The organism is uncultured Deefgea sp. (genome assembly GCF_947072475.1).
Lineage (GTDB): Bacteria > Pseudomonadota > Gammaproteobacteria > Burkholderiales > Chitinibacteraceae > Deefgea.
The window spans coordinates 19,901-37,541 of the sequence record NZ_CAMTIA010000004.1 but is presented as its reverse complement, the minus strand read 5'-3'; the positions used below and the strand labels follow the sequence as shown (position 1 = coordinate 37,541).

Below are 17,641 nucleotides of genomic sequence, written 5' to 3'. Positions count from 1 at the left end.
ACAATTACGGCTTAACCCTGCGGTTTTTCATGGCAATTTGCAGCAACACGAGGCCATGGCGTCAGCAAGGCGCTTTAAGCGATTTAATGCGGTAACTGATCCAGTTGCACGGCGATATACAGCTGCATCCGCTCTTCTAACTTATCTAAATTCAAGTGCGTTAATTCAGCGATTTTTTGCAAGCGATAATCCAGTGTATTGCGGTGAATATGTAAAGCAGCGGCGGTTTGCGCGTAATGCAAATCGTGCTCAAACCAGCGCAGCAAGGTGTGATACAGCAACTGATCTTTATCATGCTCAGCCAAGCGGCTTACTGGCAGGCGAAATAATTCGGCTTGCCAGCCACTAGCCAAAGGCGACAATAAAACCGGCAAGCGACGTTGTTCAAACGCTTGCAATAAAGGGCGCTGAGCTTGTGGCTGCAATAAAGTGGCTCGCGCAGTTTGATACGACAAAGCAATGCTGCCGTCCTGACTAAAATAATGCCCAAGCGCGGCATGAATATGCGCTACGCCATCGCGCTGGATATCTTCTAACCAACGATGTAATTCCAGACTTAAAGCGTTAGCATCCCACTGGCCGCGCCGATCCAGCGCGGGGTAGAGCACGACAAATTCATTGAGAGAGCGCCGCGCCGTTAACTGCCCGCGCCGATCTTGACTCAAACGCCGTTGCAAGATTTGTAATGCTTCTAGCCCCGACTCTTCATTTAATGCCATGCCACTGGTTTGTATCACCAGCGCCACCCGCGGTTTAAGTAAGTCCACATCCAGTCGCGCCGCCCATTGCTGCAAAGGCTCGTCTGGCGCGCTGGTGCGCTCAATCAACTGCAACACCAGCTCTTCACTCATGCGGCTATCACGCTCAATGGTTTGCAGTAATTGCCGCTGATCAAGCATCATTTCCGCAGTCATTCGCACCAACTCACCAAATTGGCGCACCTCATCGGGCTGGCCAGTAATACCAATCGCACCAATCACTTTGCCATCGTGATGCAGCGGCAGATTCACCCCCGGGCGCACGCCTTGCAAACGATGCGCGGTCAACTCGTCGATCTCAACGGTGCGCTCTTGGCTAATCGCTAATACCGCGCCTTCATGTCGCTCGCCTAAACGCATTGGGTCGCCACTGCCCAAAATAATGCCCTGCTCATCCATCACATTGATGTTTTGCGGCAAAATCGACATGGTTCTTTGCACAATCGATTGCGCTAACAACACAGAAAGTAAAGACATGCTGGTTCTCGTTTATCGTTGAATTTCATACGCACTTGATAACACGAACGCCAGTTACTGTCTTACCAGCGCATCAGCAAAGTTAAAAAAATAGCGCCCCATTGGGCGCTATTGAATCAATCACAGTGCGGCGTACAGACTTATTTGCGAAAACTGTCTTCGGTCCTAAGCGATGCGTCATAACCCCAAATCGCTGTGTCCTTATCCAGCCCCATCGCTTGCGAATGAATACCCTGAATCACAAACAGCTCATGCGCCACATTCGGGGCAAAGCCTTCTCGATCACAGCGCGAGTCAAATAAGATCTCGTCCAAAAAATTCGCTAATTCCGGACTACCCCATAAAAGGGTGATTTTTTCGATGATGCGTGGATGTTGCGCGATCAATAAGTGCGGCAAATTATGTTCGCCAATATATTGGACTAACTGGGCTTGCAGTTTGCTATCCATTACGATGCTCCAAAAGCAGGTCTATTTCAGCTATAGACCAGCGCTTGGCATTCAGCAAAAAACGCCGCTGAACAACAACGCTGCGCCGACTTACGGCAAGGATTTTTTACTGCAGTATTTAGCAAAGTCCGCTTGTAAGATTTGTTGTTTGTCTTTCATTCTTTGCACCTCATATGGCCGATTAGGCCCACCCAAACGGCGCTGAATCAATCGCTGCTCTTGCGTAATTTTGGTGCAACGCTGCGCCTCGAGCGCACGTAATTGATCTGGATCACCTTGGTAATATTCTTGAGCTGACGCCAAGTTAGCAAGCCATAAAACACTACTGAACAAAAACAACTTCATCATGCCGATTGATTTCCCAGGAATAGTAATGACGACCTAGCTCGCTGGCCAAGCCGCGCGGCGATCTCACCAGAAAGAAGCGGCCAAGATTGCTCACCCATTTGCCCTACTGGCACGCAAGCGGCCAGACTATTACACATAAATACCGCATCAGCGGCATACAGCTGAGACAGACTGATTTTGCGCTCAACAATGGGTATTTCATCGCAAGCTATATCATTTAATAGGATGGAGCGATATACCCCCGACACACCGGATTCATTTAATATGGGTGTGCACCATACGCCATCGATCAAAGCAAATAAATTGCTCATCACGCCCTCCACCACCCAGCCATCCCGATCGAGCATGACGCCATCAAACACCGCTGGATCAGACCATTCTTGCCGCGCCAATACGTTTTCTAAGCGATTCAGATGTTTAATCCCCGCCAACGCTGGTTGCCAGCTAGCCCGAGTCGCGCACAACACCAGCTTGGCGCCCTCAAGATATAAACGCTCTGCATACGCAGGCAAGGTCGCCAATTGCACAATCCGATTGGACTTAATCTCAGCCGGTAGCGCATAGCCCCGCGCCGATTCACCGCGCGTGATGATGATTTTTAAGCTGTGATCTACCGGCGCAAGCTGGGCGATATCGGCCAATAACGTTGCCTCGCTGGGCGCCGTAATGCCAATGCGCGCGCAGTCTTGGACTAATTTAGCGTATTGCTGCGGCCAAAATTCCAACTGCCCCGCACGCACTTTGAGCGTGCGAAATACGCCATCACCAAACTGAATCGCCCTATCGCTTAAATTTAAATGCTCGGCCAAAACGCCATTCACTAAACGCATCGTGATCTTCCTACTGGCAACGCCGTCATCCTGCGACACCAAGGGCGCGCAATAAACCACGCGCTTTATGCCGCGTTTCTTGCAATTCACGCGCCGCATCAGAATCGGCCACAATGCCAGCGCCAGCGCGGAAATACAACTGGTCGGCGCGTTGCACAAAGGTGCGAATTAAAATATTGCTGTCCATACTGCCGTCGCGATTGATGTAACCCAAGCTGCCGGTGTAGGCCAAGCGCGGCCGATCTTCGAGCTCGCGAATAATCTGCATGCAGCGCACTTTGGGGCAGCCGGTAATGGTGCCACCCGGAAATAAGGCGCGCAGCACGTCGGCGGTATTGAGGCCAGATCGCAATACCGCGCGGATATTCGATTCAATGTGATGCACAAAAGAATACGTCGCCACCGCCATTAATTCATCAACATGCACCGTGCCCGGTACGGCGATTCGCCCCAAATCATTGCGCTCTAAATCGACCAACATAATGTGCTCGGCGCGCTCTTTGGGGGTATTTAATAATCGTTGTTTGAGTTTTTCGTCTTCGATCGGATCGGTCGATCGGGCAAAGGTGCCAGCAATAGGCCGTGTTTGTACAATGCCGTCTTTGACTTGCACCAAGCGCTCAGGCGATGAGCTGATGATTTGTCCTGCGTCGCCCAAATCTAAATACGCTGAAAACGGTGCCGGATTGGCGGTGCGTAATGCCGCATACACATCGGTGGCCAGTCCTTGCGCCAACGTGACATCCCAACCGCGCGATAAATTCACCTGAAACACATCGCCATCGACAATATATTGTTTGGCGAGCTCAGCGCCGGCGATAAATTGCTGTGGTTCATCTTCCGAAATCGCCGCTACCACCACCGCTTGCGGCTGCCACACTGGCGCTTGCGCAAGCAAAGCTTGCAGTTGCGCTAAATCATGCTCGGTTTCAGCGAGCAAGGTCGCGGTTTGCGTTTCACGGTGCAGCAAGACCGCAGCCGGGCAACGGATTAAAGCGCCCAAAGGAAAATCAGCATACTGACCGAGGGTACGGGTCGCTACGCTAGGCTCAAAAATCTCTAGCAGCTCATACCCGGCATAAAAGAACCAGCCACCATGAAATGGCCACTCAGACTCTATGGTCGGGCCTTGTGGTAACGCGGCTAAATCACGCACTAAAGCCGCGCCTTCATCGGCGCCATAGCAGCGGATTTCGCTCGGCAAGGCAAATAAAATATCCCAACCTTGCGTTTGCGATGATTGCAATAGCGCGGGAAAATGCGCACGAGAATACGCCAACAAACCGGCTAAATCCGGAGCTTGTGGCAATCTATGGGTAAAATAGTTAAATTCTGACATGGCGCTATTGTAACAAGAGCCCAGCCCACTCACACCATCGAGAACCCTGATGCCAAAACTTTTACTGATAATTTTATGCAGCTTGATCAGCAGCGCCTACGCCGAAACCGCGCCGATTCGCAGTGTGCCGCAGCTGGATGTGGCGCGTTATCTGGGCACTTGGCATGAAATCGCCCGCTTTGCTATGTATTTTCAAAATCAATGTGTCGGTGAGGTGACGGCCAATTACACGCTGCAAGACAATGGCGATATCCAAGTGATTAACCGCTGCCGCATCGCCAATGGGGAATTTGACCAAGCTAAAGGCCGCGCCCAAGTCGTCGCTAACACCGGTAATGCCCAATTAAAAGTCAGCTTTTTTTGGCCGTTTAAGAGTGACTATTGGGTGATTGGCCTTGATCCTGATTATCGCTGGGCGGTGGTTGGTAATCCTAATCGCAAATATTTATGGATTTTATCGCGTACGCCAACCTTGAGTCCCTCCGACTTGGCGCTGGCCAAAGCCAGCGCTGTGGCGCAAGGCTATTCACTCCAGCAACTCATTTCAAGTGATCCAGCCAGCGTGCAGCCATAAAAAATCACCGCGCTGATTCAGCGGCGGTGATGGTTGATTCGCCAGTCAAAGACGGCAAAGCGGTCTTTGACTGAATATTTTATTTGTAATAAGCGCGGCGAATTTCACGTTTTGCTTCGCGCTTTTCTTGGCGCACTTCGCGCCCAGCTTTGCGTGTCGCTTGACGCACTTCACGGCGCCCTTCGCGAATCGCTTGGCGACGCTCTTGCGGATTTCTGGCGTTATAATAATCACGCGTCGCTTCGCGTCGCTCGTGCATCACTTCACGCGCACCGTCGATTTTGGCTTGGCGAACTTCACGCGCACCTTCACGCATCGCGTCACCGACACTATTGGCCATGGCGCCAGCGCTCGAAATCACGAGTAGCGCTGCAAGTAAAAAACGTTTCATGATGAATTCCTTGGATCAATTTAAGCTGGGGAGTGCTTTTGCACTGCAATGTCGCTATCTTAAAAGTACCTTCCTAAGTGCAACAGGCTTTGTGCGATTGTTCACAAGCGGTTTGCATCACAGTGCCAAGCCGCAATTCACAAAAAATTCATCATCAAATCAATGCCAAATTAAGTTTCAACACCACCCGCGAGACTGCATTCGCCTTGCTTAATGATTGGGCTGGCTATTTTTATTTTCCAATCCAATAAAAATATAAAGCTTAGGTATTACTATCTAAACCATATGCAATAAGGCATAGCTAGCAATACCTAGCGATTCAGCCACGACCAAGCGGGCTTATCTAATTGATGCTGCCCAGCAATCAATGTTTCGCCGCAGTCTTTTTGCAAAATAATCGAGTTGCAATCGACTTCACGCTCCAACGCCGCGACTAGGCGGCTGGCATGACTCACCACAATCACCTGACTACACCTTGCCGCCGCAGCAATTAAGCGGGCTAAAGCCGGTAATAAATCCGGATGTAAACTGGTTTCTGGCTCATTGAGCACCAATAATTCGGGTGGCCGTGGGCTTAATAAAGCGGCGACCAAGAGTAAATAACGCAAAGTGCCATCAGAAAATTCACTGGCAGACAATGGCCGCAGTAAACCATGCTGCCACATCACAACGCTAAATCGTCCTTGTTGCACCTCAATTTGAATCCGTGAACCAGGGAAAGCATCATCAATCGCCGCCGCCAGCGTTTCGGGCTCACCAATTTCAATAATGGTTTGCAAAGCAGCGGCTAAATTGGCGCCATCGTTGGCCAAAATCGGAGTGTAAGTGCCGATTTGCGGCTGCCGCGCAGGAGCGCCGGCATCGGTGCGTAGATGATCATAAAAGCGCCAGCGGCGCATCGCTTCGCGTAATTGCAAAACTTCAGGCGCATTGATTGGATCAGCGCACTGCGTAAAGACACTATCGTACGTTGGCACATGCTGATTGAGCACTTGCCAAGAACGGCCATCGCGAGTGCGCGCCACAGCGCCACGCCGATCAAGCAGTAGTGTCGCATCGCGCTGTAGTTGCCCCGCCCAAATCTGCTCGCGCTTGATTTCTGGATCAGCTGAAAACAACGATAAGCTTGGCATTGGCAGGCCTAAATCAATGGCGTATGAAAAATCATCCCCCGCAAATCCTAGCTTCAACGCCACCGTTGTTTGGCGAATCGCCCCTTGAATCGCCACCTCACCGCGGCGCATCGCTGGGCTGATTTGTTCTGGCCCCGCCCATAAAGTCGATGTAAAGCCACCCTCTTGTGCTAAATGCGCAATCAAGCGCCCTTCGGCGGCTTCGGCAGTTAAGCGCAAAGCGCGGTACAGACTGGATTTACCGCTGCCATTGGCGCCACTGATCACATTCAGCTGCGCCAGCGGCACGATCAAATCACGTAGCGAGCGATAATTGGCAATGGCCAGCGTATGTAGCATCGAATTTCTTCATCCCAAAAAAACCATCATAAAGAGAAATTGCTAGCTCGTACTGTGTTTTTTGCCAAGTGATATTCGGTAGTGACAGCGCAAAAAAAAAGCCACCCGAAGGTGGCTATTGTAGCGTGCTGAATCGCTTAAATCTTTTTGAACACCAGCGTACCGTTGGTGCCGCCAAAGCCAAATGAATTGGAAATCGCGACTTCAATCTTCATATCACGTGCGGTATTGGCACAATAATCAAGATCGCAACCCGATTCAAAATCTTGCTCATGCAAGTTAATCGTCGGAGGCGACACTTGATGATGCAAGGCCAAGATCGAGTAAATCGCTTCAACGCCACCCGCGCCGCCCAATAAATGGCCAGTCATTGATTTGGTTGAGTTAACAACTAATTTCTTCGCATGATCACCAAAAGCAATCTTCAAAGCATTAGTTTCATTGGCATCACCCAGCGGTGTTGATGTGCCGTGTGCATTAACATATTGCACTTGATCCGGATTTACACCGGCATCGCGCAATGCATTGGCAACGCCACGTGCAGGGCCTTCAGCGCTTGGTGCGGTGATGTGATGCGCGTCCGAGCTCATACCAAAACCAACCAGTTCGGCATAAATGGTTGCGCCACGCTTTTTAGCGTGCTCGTATTCTTCGAGTACCAAGACCCCAGCGCCCTCACCCATCACGAAACCATCACGGCCTTTATCCCAAGGACGAGATGCAGTTTTTGGATCGTCATTGCGCGTTGAGAGTGCTTTCATTGCACCAAAGCCGCCGATGGCCATTTTGCAAATCGTGCCTTCAGCACCACCCGCGACCATCACATCCGCATCGCCGTACTGAATAATCCGCGCCGCGTCACCGATGCTATGCGCACCGGTAGTACACGCTGAAACGATGCCATAACTCGGGCCTTGATAGCCTTTCATAATGGAAACGTGACCAGCGATCATATTGATCAATGAACCAGGAATAAAGAACGGGCCGATTTTACGCGTGCCACCTTCCAGATAAGCGGCATTAGTTTGCTCAATCAATTGCAAACCACCAATACCCGAACCGATATTCACACCAACGCGGGTTTTATCCAGATCGCTCATGTCATCCAAACCAGAATCAGTAATCGCTTGCATCGCTGCAGCAATACCGTAATGGATGAAATCGTCCATGCGGCGCGCGTCTTTCGGGCTCACGTACTGGCTAATATCAAAATCTTTGACTTGGCCGGCGATACGGCAACCCATATCGCTCGGGTCAAAACGGGTGATTAAATCAATACCGGATTGACCAGCAAGCAGGTTGGCCCAGCCAGTGGCAACATCATTGCCAACTGGGGAAACTTGGCCCAAGCCGGTGACAACTACTCTGCGTTTAGACACGGGGTGACTCCGCTTAAAACCGGACTGTGCCGGTTGCGCCATAAATCAATTCAAGAGCGTGTTTTAAAACTATGCCGCGCCTAGCCTTAAAACACGATCTTAAACACTGCTTCATCGCGCTAAATATGAAAAAACCCCCGCGACGACACGTAGTGCCGCAGCGGAGGTTGGATGTTCCTTCTTACTTGCTCAAATGAGCGCTGACGTAGTCAACCGCTTGCTGAACAGTAGTGATCTTTTCTGCATCTTCGTCAGGAATTTCGCACTCAAATTCTTCTTCAAGTGCCATAACGAGTTCAACGGTGTCGAGAGAATCGGCGCCGAGATCGTTTACGAATGATGAATCAATCTTAACGTCAGTTTCTGGCACGCCCAGTTGCTCAGCAACAATCTTCTTCACGCGCTGTTCGATGTTTTCCATGGATTTATCCCAAGCCTATTAAAAAGCAAATTTCGAAAAAAACGTCCGCATTCTACCAAAAAAATGGTGAAGCAAACAGTTTGGTGATGTTTTATTGCAAAAATACCTGCAATTCACATCATTAATAAAGACTACAAAAATAGGTCTATCGAGCAAAATGCAGTATCGCCGCTATTTTACTCGATTAATTCATAAACATGCCACCATTCACATGAATGGTATTGCCCGTAATGTAACCGGCTTTATCTGACGCCAAAAATCCAACCGCATCGGCGATGTCTTTTGGATCGCCCAAACGGCCCAGCGCAATATTCGCAACGAGGTGGGCTTTTTGCTCATCAGGTAAGTTACGGGTCATATCGGTATCAATAAAGCCCGGTGCAACGGCATTCACCGTTACACCACGGCTACCGATTTCTTTAGCCAGCGATTTGGTAAAACCAAATAACGCCGCTTTGGCTGCCGAGTAATTGGTTTGACCGGCATTACCCGTCGCCCCCACGACTGACGCAATATTGATAATTCGTCCCCAACGCGCTTTCATCATACCGCGCATCACGGCTTTGGATAATTTGTACACTGGCTTCAGATTGGTATCCATAATGGCATCCCATTCTTCGTCCTTCATGCGCATCAATAAGTTATCTCGCGTAATTCCGGCGTTATTCACCAAAATCGTAATCGGGCCAAATTCTTTTTCGATTTGGGCCACGATAGCTTCACAAGCACCGTCCTCAGTGACTTGCAAACGCAAACCAGAACCGGCTGCACCTGCAGCTTGCAGATAATCGGCAATCGCTGTTGCGCCTGAATCACTGGTGGCCGTGCCAATCACGGTTGCGCCTTGCGCTGCCAGCTCTAAAGCAATCGCTTGACCGATTCCGCGTGAAGCGCCAGTGACTAGCGCAACTTTACCTTGCAAACTCATTCCTCACCCCTAATCTAGGTATATATTGCCAAGGCATAGCCACAAATGCATTGCGGCATATACCCATATGAAATCAGCGAATTAAACCACTGATTTTAATTGATCCATACTGGCTGCGTCGACTAATGCGACGCCTTGAACGTCACTCGAAATACGCTTAGTTAAACCAGCCAGCACTTTGCCCGGGCCACATTCAGCCACAACAGTCACGCCATCGGCGGCCATTTTTTGAATGGTTTCAACCCAGCGCACAGGCTGATACAACTGGCGAACTAAAGCGTCACGGATCTGCTCGGCATTGTTATACGCGGCAACGTCAGCATTGTGCAAGACAGGGACGATGGGTGTATGAATTTCTACCACAGCCAATTTAGCGGCTAATTTTTCTGCGGCAGGTTTCATCAAATCGCAATGCGATGGCACCGAAACCGACAACAACATCGCACGCTTCGCGCCACGGGCTTTACAGCCTTCGCAGGCACGCTCGACCGCCGCTTTACTACCGGCAATCACCACTTGACCTGGTGAATTAAAATTCACCGCCTGCACCACGTCGCCCTGTGCCGCTTCGGCACAAGCCTCAATAATTAATTCATCACTCAAGCCCAATACGGCAGCCATTGCGCCCGTCCCTACTGGAACGGCTTCTTGCATTGCTTCTGCGCGTAAACGCACCAGTTGCAAAGCATCGCCAAAGCTCAAGGCTTCAGCAGCCACCAAGGCAGTATATTCACCCAAACTATGCCCAGCCATCACCGCTGGCATAGCGCCGCCTTGCGACTGCCATGCTCGCCACACGGCAACACCGGCAGTCAACATCAATGGCTGCGTATTCACGGTGGCATTAATCGCTTCGAGAGGGCCCTCATTGGCCATCGCCCATAAATCAAAACCGAGCACGCTAGAAGCTTCGTCAAATGTGGCTTTAACCACGGCTAAATCAGCCCAACCATTCATCATGCCGATCGATTGCGAGCCTTGACCTGGAAACACAAATGCTAATGACATTTCACCACCCCTTTCAAACCATCCAACAGTAAAACGGCGCTTCTAAGCGCCGTTTACAAACCATTAAAATCAATATTTAACCAACGCCGAGCCCCAAGCAAAGCCACCACCAATCCCTTCCATCAAGAGAGTTTGGCCGCGCTGAATCTTGCCACTGCGCACCCCTGCATCCAGCGCCAATGGAATCGACGCCGCCGAGGTATTGCCGTGCATATCCACCGTCACAATGACGTTATCCATCGACATATGCAGATGCTTAGCCGTTGATTCGATAATACGAATATTGGCCTGATGCGGCACCAACCAATCCACATCACTTTTTTGTAAGCCCGCTTTCGCTAAAGTACTTTCAGCGACTTCGGCCAAGGCTTTAACGGCGAATTTAAACACCGCATTGCCTTCCATATACACATAAGGATCGCCGACTAGCTCGCCTTGTTTTGGACGCGCATCGGTTTTTAAAATGCCACTATAGCGGCCATCCGCATGCAGTTGGGTGGCTAAAATACCTGGTTCTTCTGATGCTTTAAGCACCACGGCACCAGCGCCATCGCCAAACAAAATGCACGTGCCACGATCATCCCAATTAATGAGATTGGTGACGGTTTCTGCGCCAACCACAACCGCACATTTGGCTGCACCGCTTTTGACAAATTGATCGGCGATACTTAAGGCATAAATAAACCCTGCACACACCGCCTGTATATCAAAGGCAGGGAAACCATGCATCCCGAGTTTGTTTTGCAAAATACACGCCGTTGACGGAAAAATACTATCGGGTGTGGTGGTGGCGACGATCAATAAATCGATTTCGCTCTTATCCACACCCGCCGCTTCCAGTGCACGTTCAACGGCAATCAATGCCAAATCTGAAGTGCGCTGATCTTCAGCCGCAATATGGCGCTGACGAATGCCGGTGCGTGAAACAATCCACTCATCGGTGGTATCGACACGTTGTGCCAGCTCAGCATTAGTAAGAATTTTTTCTGGCAAATAAGAGCCAGTACCTGCAATACGGGAATACATGAACACCTCTGAATTAGATCAAGCCTCGGCAGCCTCTACCGCGGCGTTGAGATGCAGCAACTCTTGTTGCACCTGCTCTGTAATGCGCTGAATCATGCCGGAGCGCGCTTCCTCAACGGCTTGAGCCAAGGCCCAGTAAAACGCAATTTCATCCGCGCCGCCATGGCTTTTTACCACAATGCCACGTAAGCCCAAGAATGATGCGCCATTAAAACGACGTGGATCTAAACGCTTTTTAAAGCGATTCATTAATGGCAAAGCCAGTAATGCCACGCAACGCGTCAGAATATTACGGGTAAATTCTTCTTTCAAGAAGGTGGTAATCATTTTGATTAAACCTTCTGACGTTTTCAGCGCCACATTGCCGGTAAAACCATCGCAAGCGACCACATCCACCGTACCGCGATAAATATCATCGCCTTCGATATTGCCATGAAAATTCAGGCGTGTTTTGCGAATCATTTCTGCCGCTTCTTTAACGGCTTCATTGCCTTTGATGTCTTCCGAACCAATATTGAGCAAACCGACGGTGGGAGCGTCTACATGCTTGAGCGCTGAAAACATCGCCGAGCCCATAATGGCAAATTGCGTCAGCTGCAAAGGCGTTGAATCCACATTGGCCCCCAAATCGAGCATCGCGGTTTGCCCTTTCATTGTTGGCATCAGCTTTGCAATCGCAGGTCGGTCAATCCCTGGAATCGTTTTTAATACAAATCGAGCCGTCGCCATCAAAGCGCCAGTATTGCCCGCTGAAACACAAGCATTGGCTTGGCCAGATTTAACCAAATTAATGGCGACACGCATCGATGAATCTTTTTTATTTTTCATTGCCGATTGCGGTGACTCATCCATCGTCACCACTTCGGTGGCGGCATGAATACGCAAGCGCGTATTGGTTGCGGCGTGCTGTGCGGCCAACTCTGCAGTAATCACATCAGCCAAACCGACTAAAACAATATTGACGTCAGGATTATCTCGCAAAAAACGTAATGCAGCGGGCACCGTAACATGAGCACCATGATCGCCACCCATAGCATCGACTGCGACAGTAATATCCATTCAAACACCTAAAATGACGAACGGCGCAAGCGAGTTATTCTCAGAGAGACACTCACTTGCGCCGTAAAGCTAGCCAGCATGGCTAAAAATAACCCGCATAGCTAAAACAGCAAGGCGACGATTATTCGCCCTTAGCTTTGATCACACGACGGCCATTGTAAAAGCCGTTTGGAGAAATGTGGTGCGGGCGATGAACTTCACCAGTCGCAGCATCTACAGACAAAGCTGGTGCCGACAAGAAGTCATGAGCGCGGTGCATGCCACGTTTCGAAGGTGATTTTTTATTTTGCTGAACTGCCATGTGAAATACTCCTAATAACTCAGTTGTTTATTCCGCTTTCCTGGTTTTCAACTGAGCCAGGACTGCAAACGGATTCGGTTTTTTACTCGCCAATTTGGCCAGTGCATCGTCACCACCACACACATCGTGTACTGGTGCCACTGGTAAAGCGAGTAACAATTCGTCTTCGACCAGTGCTTCAATATCCAGCTCCGGATCGATCAAAATGCCATCAAGGTCTTCATCGATGGCTTCCGCTTCATCGATTTCTTCCTCAGTAGCAAACTGGGTCAACACGGTTTCGTCATGAATTGACCAATGCATGCCCGATAGGCAGCGCTGGCAAATCAGTTGCAAATCGCCTTTTACTTCTAAATAAAGCCAAGGGCGCTGCGTACGATCATCTACGCCACTTTCGATATGCCAAGCGATTTCGCCTGATGTATCTGCCAACAGGTCACTCAAACGTGAGAGCTGCGAAAGTGGGATAGAACCTTTTAGCTCTCGACCTTCTTGCGCAAATTCCGCGCTATGAATCACCGTCATGGAGTTGCCGCGTAGAACTGGAAACCGCGCATGATATAATCTCCGACTATCCTCTGTCAAAGTATTTTGCGCTTTTAAGCACGGTGAAATTCATATGCGAACCACTTCTACCTTCTGCGAGCCACGCCAACTGGTTCTGGCGTCTACATCGCTGTATCGAAAAGAACTTTTAGAACGGCTAGGTCTACCGTTTATCACAGCAGCCCCCAATCTGGACGAATCGCCACTGATCGGTGAGACTGCAGCACAAACCAGCGAGCGTTTGGCGATTGCCAAAGCGAAAGTGCTCGCCGATCAGTTCCCCAATAGTCTGATTATTGGTTCTGACCAAGTCGCTTTACTCAATGGTGTGCAATTGGGAAAACCGGGCACCCATGAACGAGCCGTCGCACAATTGAGCGCCATGCGTGGGCAAAGCATTGCGTTTCATACTGCGCTCTGCCTTTACAATACGGCGACCCAACAAGTGCAAAGCCATGTCGACATCACCACGGTGACCCTGCGCGATTACAGCGACGCACAAATCGAAACCTATTTACGCCGTGAGCAACCTTACAATTGTGCTGGCAGTGCCAAAACCGAAGGTCTCGGAATTGTGATGATTGCCGCCATTCACAGCACCGATCCGGCGGCGATTATTGGTTTGCCCTTGATTGAGTTGATTAATATGCTCAATCAAGAAGCGTATCCAATATTGTAATTCATGCCATCAATTTATAAAGGGTATAGCCATCAAGCTCTTTTAAATTAAAAGCTAGATCGATATACCCACAAAAAACCCACAACACACCTTATTTGGACAAGCACCATGACAGGCACTTTATATTTAATTCCTGCACCAATGGGCGGCGATACCATCAACGATATTTTGCCGGTCGATGTGATCGAAACCGCCAAGCGACTCACCCATTTTGTCGTTGAAAATGCCAAAACAACCCGCGCGCATTTAAAAATGCTCGGCACGCCACATGAGCTACGTAGCCTAAGCATGAGCGAATTGTCTGAGCACACCAAAGACCACGAAGTGGCGGCACTGCTTCAGCCCTTGCTCGATGGATTTGATGTGGGCTTAATGTCCGAAGCGGGCTGCCCTGGCGTTGCCGATCCCGGTGCACGTTTGGTGCATCTCGCCCATCAGCGAGGGATCAAGGTCGCCCCCTTGGTCGGCCCATCATCGTTGCTAATGGCCTTAATGGCCTCGGGGGCCAATGGGCAGAAATTTCGTTTTAACGGCTATTTGCCTTCTGATGCCGCAGGCCGAGTACAAGCAATTCGTCAACTCGAAGCGAGCTCAAGCAAAGAAGGGCAAGCCGAGCTGTTTATTGAGACCCCTTATCGCAATGGGGCGCTATTTCAAGCCTTGCGCGATAACCTCAAAGCCCATACCCGGCTCACTATTGCTTGCGACATTAGCCTGCCAAGCCAAGACATCGTGACCTTAGAAGTCGGCCAATGGAAGAAAAAAGCCGAGCCGCAAATCCATAAGCGCCCGACTGTTTTTATTATTCAAGCTTAAATCGCAGCGGCGATGCGCCGGCGGGTGTCGATCAACAACCCGCTCGCCATTAATGCGCCGACGTAATGGCTTGCATCGCCGTATCATAAAACACAGCGGTATTTCGCCCCGCCGCTTTGGCTTGATACATCGCGGCGTCGGCGTGCTTGAGTAAATCGTCCATTGAGACTTGTTCCGCCAAAAACAAAGCCACACCAATACTGGGCGTACTCACATGTGTATGCCCAGATAAATCATAAGCTTTTCGTAAGCACTGTAATACTTTATGGGCGACTGTTTGCGCTTGCTCAACAGCCAGCTCAGGCGCGTCGCTTAAAGACTCCAGCAAGACCACAAACTCATCACCGCCCAAACGGGCGACGCTGTCGTTTTCTCTCACACAAGACTGCAAGCGTGCTGACACCTGTTGCAGTAATAAATCACCCATGTGGTGACCATAATTGTCATTCAAATATTTAAAGTGATCGAGATCGAGAAACATCACCGCACCATGCAAGCCACTACGCGCCGAAGTCAGCATGGCTTTTTGGATTCGATCCATTAATAAACGCCGGTTCGGCAAACCCGTTAAAGCATCAAAAAAAGCCAAACGATGAATTTCCTCTCGGCGCTGATGATCCAAAGTATTGTCGCTGACTAAGCCAATAAAAATGGCTTGGCCTGCGCGGAAAATCTTGGACACCGACAAACGCATCGGAAACAAGCGCCCATCTTTACGCAAACCTTCTACCTCACGTGGTACGCCAACAATACTGGCCGAGCCCGCCGCTTGATGGTGTGATAAATAATCATCATGCTGACCGGCATACGGCTCAGGCATCAACATGGAGACATTTTTAAACAACACTTCTTCCGCTGAATAACCAAAAATACGGCTCGCTGCAGCATTAAAACTTTCGATCCGACCGGTAATATCAATGGTAATCACCCCGTCGGCCATATTATCGAGAATCGTCTGCGTATGCTGCACCGACTCTTGCAAAATCATCTTGTCTGCGGCCAGCTGTTTTTCGGATAACTCGTGCTCAATCACTAAACCGACCAAATAAGCGCCGCGCTTAATCGCTTGCAATTCCTTCGCTGTCGGCGAGCAAGGGTAGGCATGGTAATTGGCAAAAGTGCCCAAAACACGGCCTTTGGTCGACAAGATTGGAATGGACCAGCACGAGCGTAAATTATGCGACAAGGCCAAATCAGCAAAATTACGCCACAACGGATCGCTGGCAATATCGGCCACAATGGTGTCTTGGCCGGTATACGCCGCAGTGCCACAAGAGCCAATATTTGGACCAATTTCCACACCATGAATCGCTTGGCAATAAGCCTCGGGCAAGCTTGGCGCAATGGCATGCAATAAGTGCCGGCCTTCTGGATCAAGCAATAAAATTGAACACAAAACCCCCGGAAAATTCGATTCAAAGCTATGCACAAACTGCGTCAATAACTGCGTAAATGGTACATCTGCCGCCTGCATTTCGAGTAGTTTTAATTCAGTATCGATTTGCAGCTGAAATTGCTTTTGCTCTGAAATATCCAAAATTGAACCGACGATATATAAAGGCTGACCCGCGTCATCAGTAATCGTTTTTTGAATGACGTAGTCAGTTTGATAGCGACCCCGCTGGCTATTCCAGCGCATCTCTTCATGCGTGGCTATGGCTTCATCGGCGGGAGTCAGCGGCGTTTGTGATGCAAGTTGCGCCTTAGATTCATTCGCGCAGCGTCCATTGGCTTTGAGCGCTACGGGCTCAGTGCTGGCGTTTTGATAGGCGGTATTACTCAATACAATATGGCCATGCGCATTCTTAACAAAGCATTGCAGCGGCAACGCATCCAAAAATTCGCGAAAAAAATCAAAATCATCGGGTCTTAACGGGTTTAAGGCCATTTCAATCATCTACCTAGCAATAAAATCTAACTCGCCATCGCATCCACCCAAGATCAACCTCGGTTTCAATGGCGTTGGCCTCAAAATATCATGCACATGCAAGCTCGAAAGACATCGTCTTAATTTTCACTATGCTTTCACAAAAAAACAACATCTGTAAAATAAATACTAGATAGATTCAAACAAAGATGACAGTAATAAAACATCTTATGAAACAAGCATTAAGCGAAAACTAACCGTCTACCCCAAAAAAGTAAACATTTCACTACGCGTTTGGCGCTAGTTGTCGATATAAAACACAGATTGTGTCTTTATTGAGGGGATTCATTATGTCCATCAGCGTTTCTAGTCAGAGCAACCTCCCGCCGCTAGCTAACCGCTCGCAGCCGCCGCAAAACAACCGCGCTCGCAATGAATCGAATTCAGAAAACGCACCAGAAACGGTGAATCTAAGCACCAGTGGCAATGAATCACTCACCTATAGCAAGCCGCGCGCACTCCCCGAAAACTTGGCCGCTATGCTGGATGAATCCAATCGTAAAGTCGATGAGTTAATGAGCTTGATTCGGCCACTCATTGAGGGGCAAGGTTTGAATTTAGCCAAAGTGGCGCGTGGCGAACAAACGCTCAGTGTTGATCAAGCAACGATTGATAAAGCCAAAGCGGATTTGGGTGAAGACGGTGAATTTGGCGTTAAAAAAGTCGCCGAGCGGATTTTAAGCTTTGCCAAATTTGCCATGGGCGACGATCCGGCCAAATTGCAAAAAATTCGGGATGCGGTTGAATTAGGCTTCACCCAAGCCAAAGCCATGTTAGGTGGCAGCTTGCCGGACATCAGCCAACAAACCCACGACACCATCATGGCTGAATTTGATCGCTGGCAACAAGACGGCATTCCGAGTGGCGCAACCGTTAGCCTTGGGGCTAAACCAGCTCAAGCTTAAGTTGTGTT

At 49.6% G+C, this 17,641-nt stretch carries 20 protein-coding genes; 4 read left to right on the top strand and 16 right to left on the bottom strand.

Annotation, left to right across the window (positions count from 1 at the left end):
• Positions 1 to 83: 83 nt before the first annotated feature.
• From Q0V82_RS02550 to Q0V82_RS02530, 5 genes are all read right to left on the bottom strand, one after another.
• Positions 84 to 1,235 carry a sugar diacid recognition domain-containing protein gene (locus tag Q0V82_RS02550; protein WP_297572363.1) on the bottom strand — a complete coding sequence of 384 codons (1,152 nt, stop codon included), beginning with the start codon at positions 1,233 to 1,235 and terminating at the stop codon, positions 84 to 86.
• Positions 1,236 to 1,375: 140 nt separating this feature from the next.
• Entirely contained in the window at positions 1,376 to 1,684 is a 309-nt protein-coding gene (locus Q0V82_RS02545) for a hypothetical protein (protein ID WP_297572361.1), read from the bottom strand.
• A 90-nt stretch (positions 1,685 to 1,774) separates the two neighbouring features.
• A complete protein-coding gene (locus Q0V82_RS02540) occupies positions 1,775 to 2,032 on the bottom strand; it encodes a hypothetical protein (RefSeq protein ID WP_297572359.1) in 258 nt (85 codons plus the stop codon).
• The gene (gene pabC, locus Q0V82_RS02535) at positions 2,029 to 2,862 is read right to left on the bottom strand and encodes an aminodeoxychorismate lyase (protein WP_297572356.1); all 834 of its coding nucleotides are present in this window, start codon (positions 2,860 to 2,862) and stop codon (positions 2,029 to 2,031) included. Before pabC ends, Q0V82_RS02540 begins: the two co-directional genes overlap by 4 nt.
• 25 nt (positions 2,863 to 2,887) lie before the next feature.
• The gene (locus Q0V82_RS02530) at positions 2,888 to 4,201 is read right to left on the bottom strand and encodes an aminodeoxychorismate synthase component I (RefSeq protein WP_297572354.1); all 1,314 of its coding nucleotides are present in this window, start codon (positions 4,199 to 4,201) and stop codon (positions 2,888 to 2,890) included.
• A gap of 49 nt (positions 4,202 to 4,250) precedes the next feature.
• Here Q0V82_RS02530 and Q0V82_RS02525 point away from each other — a divergent pair, with 49 nt between their 5' ends.
• Positions 4,251 to 4,775 carry a lipocalin family protein gene (locus tag Q0V82_RS02525; RefSeq protein ID WP_297572351.1) on the top strand — a complete coding sequence of 175 codons (525 nt, stop codon included), beginning with the start codon at positions 4,251 to 4,253 and terminating at the stop codon, positions 4,773 to 4,775.
• A gap of 79 nt (positions 4,776 to 4,854) precedes the next feature.
• Here Q0V82_RS02525 and Q0V82_RS02520 read toward each other — a convergent pair whose 3' ends face one another.
• The 10 genes from Q0V82_RS02520 to Q0V82_RS02475 form a co-directional block, all read right to left on the bottom strand.
• A complete protein-coding gene (locus tag Q0V82_RS02520) occupies positions 4,855 to 5,166 on the bottom strand; it encodes a hypothetical protein (RefSeq protein WP_297572349.1) in 312 nt (103 codons plus the stop codon).
• Between the two features lie 311 nt (positions 5,167 to 5,477).
• Positions 5,478 to 6,638, bottom strand: a complete 1,161-nt coding sequence (locus tag Q0V82_RS02515) for an AAA family ATPase (RefSeq protein WP_297572347.1) — start codon at positions 6,636 to 6,638, stop codon at positions 5,478 to 5,480.
• 137 nt (positions 6,639 to 6,775) lie between these two features.
• Positions 6,776 to 8,017 (bottom strand): beta-ketoacyl-ACP synthase II, encoded by a 1,242-nt coding sequence (gene fabF, locus Q0V82_RS02510; protein ID WP_297572343.1) that lies wholly within the window; start codon positions 8,015 to 8,017, stop codon positions 6,776 to 6,778.
• Between the two features lie 181 nt (positions 8,018 to 8,198).
• Positions 8,199 to 8,438, bottom strand: a complete 240-nt coding sequence (gene acpP / locus Q0V82_RS02505) for an acyl carrier protein (protein WP_173532304.1) — start codon at positions 8,436 to 8,438, stop codon at positions 8,199 to 8,201.
• A 184-nt stretch (positions 8,439 to 8,622) separates the two neighbouring features.
• Positions 8,623 to 9,366 (bottom strand): 3-oxoacyl-ACP reductase FabG, encoded by a 744-nt coding sequence (fabG, locus tag Q0V82_RS02500; protein WP_297572341.1) that lies wholly within the window; start codon positions 9,364 to 9,366, stop codon positions 8,623 to 8,625.
• Between the two features lie 81 nt (positions 9,367 to 9,447).
• Positions 9,448 to 10,374, bottom strand: coding sequence for an ACP S-malonyltransferase (gene fabD, locus Q0V82_RS02495; RefSeq protein ID WP_297572338.1), 927 nt, complete (start codon positions 10,372 to 10,374; stop codon positions 9,448 to 9,450).
• 69 nt (positions 10,375 to 10,443) lie between these two features.
• Positions 10,444 to 11,400, bottom strand: coding sequence for a beta-ketoacyl-ACP synthase III (locus Q0V82_RS02490; protein ID WP_297572336.1), 957 nt, complete (start codon positions 11,398 to 11,400; stop codon positions 10,444 to 10,446).
• An 18-nt stretch (positions 11,401 to 11,418) separates the two neighbouring features.
• Positions 11,419 to 12,459, bottom strand: a complete 1,041-nt coding sequence (gene plsX / locus Q0V82_RS02485) for a phosphate acyltransferase PlsX (protein WP_297572334.1) — start codon at positions 12,457 to 12,459, stop codon at positions 11,419 to 11,421.
• A gap of 121 nt (positions 12,460 to 12,580) precedes the next feature.
• Positions 12,581 to 12,760 carry a 50S ribosomal protein L32 gene (gene rpmF / locus Q0V82_RS02480; RefSeq protein ID WP_173532309.1) on the bottom strand — a complete coding sequence of 60 codons (180 nt, stop codon included), beginning with the start codon at positions 12,758 to 12,760 and terminating at the stop codon, positions 12,581 to 12,583.
• Positions 12,761 to 12,787: 27 nt separating this feature from the next.
• Positions 12,788 to 13,285: a DUF177 domain-containing protein gene (locus Q0V82_RS02475; protein WP_297572328.1), complete on the bottom strand. Its 498-nt coding sequence runs from the start codon at positions 13,283 to 13,285 to the stop codon at positions 12,788 to 12,790.
• Positions 13,286 to 13,379: 94 nt separating this feature from the next.
• On the opposite strand from Q0V82_RS02475, the gene Q0V82_RS02470 reads away from it, so the two are divergent.
• Together Q0V82_RS02470 and Q0V82_RS02465 are read left to right on the top strand one after the other, a co-directional pair.
• Complete coding sequence (locus tag Q0V82_RS02470) at positions 13,380 to 13,985, top strand: Maf family nucleotide pyrophosphatase (protein WP_297572326.1); 606 nt, start codon at positions 13,380 to 13,382, stop codon at positions 13,983 to 13,985.
• 108 nt (positions 13,986 to 14,093) lie between these two features.
• Positions 14,094 to 14,801 (top strand): SAM-dependent methyltransferase, encoded by a 708-nt coding sequence (locus Q0V82_RS02465; protein ID WP_297572325.1) that lies wholly within the window; start codon positions 14,094 to 14,096, stop codon positions 14,799 to 14,801.
• A 49-nt stretch (positions 14,802 to 14,850) separates the two neighbouring features.
• Here the strand turns inward: Q0V82_RS02465 and Q0V82_RS02460 are convergent, their stop codons facing one another.
• Complete coding sequence (locus Q0V82_RS02460; RefSeq protein ID WP_297572324.1) at positions 14,851 to 16,689, bottom strand: sensor domain-containing diguanylate cyclase; 1,839 nt, start codon at positions 16,687 to 16,689, stop codon at positions 14,851 to 14,853.
• Positions 16,690 to 17,018: 329 nt separating this feature from the next.
• Here Q0V82_RS02460 and Q0V82_RS02455 point away from each other — a divergent pair, with 329 nt between their 5' ends.
• Entirely contained in the window at positions 17,019 to 17,633 is a 615-nt protein-coding gene (locus Q0V82_RS02455; RefSeq protein ID WP_297572323.1) for a hypothetical protein, read from the top strand.
• Positions 17,634 to 17,641 lie beyond the last annotated feature (8 nt).

Excerpts from the sequence above, each read along its gene's own strand:
- Q0V82_RS02470 (WP_297572326.1), top strand. The coding sequence starts at position 13,380 with ATGCGAACCACTTCTACCTTCTGCGAGCCACGCCAACTGGTTCTGGCG.
- Q0V82_RS02525 (WP_297572351.1), top strand. The coding sequence starts at position 4,251 with ATGCCAAAACTTTTACTGATAATTTTATGCAGCTTGATCAGCAGCGCC.
- fabG (WP_297572341.1), bottom strand. The coding sequence starts at position 9,366 with ATGAGTTTGCAAGGTAAAGTTGCGCTAGTCACTGGCGCTTCACGCGGA.
- Q0V82_RS02465 (WP_297572325.1), top strand. The coding sequence starts at position 14,094 with ATGACAGGCACTTTATATTTAATTCCTGCACCAATGGGCGGCGATACC.
- plsX (WP_297572334.1), bottom strand. The coding sequence starts at position 12,459 with ATGGATATTACTGTCGCAGTCGATGCTATGGGTGGCGATCATGGTGCT.
- fabD (WP_297572338.1), bottom strand. The coding sequence starts at position 10,374 with ATGTCATTAGCATTTGTGTTTCCAGGTCAAGGCTCGCAATCGATCGGC.
- Q0V82_RS02475 (WP_297572328.1), bottom strand. The coding sequence starts at position 13,285 with ATGACGGTGATTCATAGCGCGGAATTTGCGCAAGAAGGTCGAGAGCTA.
- Q0V82_RS02530 (WP_297572354.1), bottom strand. The coding sequence starts at position 4,201 with ATGTCAGAATTTAACTATTTTACCCATAGATTGCCACAAGCTCCGGAT.
- pabC (WP_297572356.1), bottom strand. The coding sequence starts at position 2,862 with ATGCGTTTAGTGAATGGCGTTTTGGCCGAGCATTTAAATTTAAGCGAT.
- Q0V82_RS02455 (WP_297572323.1), top strand. The coding sequence starts at position 17,019 with ATGTCCATCAGCGTTTCTAGTCAGAGCAACCTCCCGCCGCTAGCTAAC.
- rpmF (WP_173532309.1), bottom strand. The coding sequence starts at position 12,760 with ATGGCAGTTCAGCAAAATAAAAAATCACCTTCGAAACGTGGCATGCAC.
- Q0V82_RS02515 (WP_297572347.1), bottom strand. The coding sequence starts at position 6,638 with ATGCTACATACGCTGGCCATTGCCAATTATCGCTCGCTACGTGATTTG.
- Q0V82_RS02545 (WP_297572361.1), bottom strand. The coding sequence starts at position 1,684 with ATGGATAGCAAACTGCAAGCCCAGTTAGTCCAATATATTGGCGAACAT.
- Q0V82_RS02460 (WP_297572324.1), bottom strand. The coding sequence starts at position 16,689 with ATGGCCTTAAACCCGTTAAGACCCGATGATTTTGATTTTTTTCGCGAA.
- Q0V82_RS02550 (WP_297572363.1), bottom strand. The coding sequence starts at position 1,235 with ATGTCTTTACTTTCTGTGTTGTTAGCGCAATCGATTGTGCAAAGAACC.
- Q0V82_RS02520 (WP_297572349.1), bottom strand. The coding sequence starts at position 5,166 with ATGAAACGTTTTTTACTTGCAGCGCTACTCGTGATTTCGAGCGCTGGC.
- Q0V82_RS02490 (WP_297572336.1), bottom strand. The coding sequence starts at position 11,400 with ATGTATTCCCGTATTGCAGGTACTGGCTCTTATTTGCCAGAAAAAATT.
- acpP (WP_173532304.1), bottom strand. The coding sequence starts at position 8,438 with ATGGAAAACATCGAACAGCGCGTGAAGAAGATTGTTGCTGAGCAACTG.
- Q0V82_RS02540 (WP_297572359.1), bottom strand. The coding sequence starts at position 2,032 with ATGATGAAGTTGTTTTTGTTCAGTAGTGTTTTATGGCTTGCTAACTTG.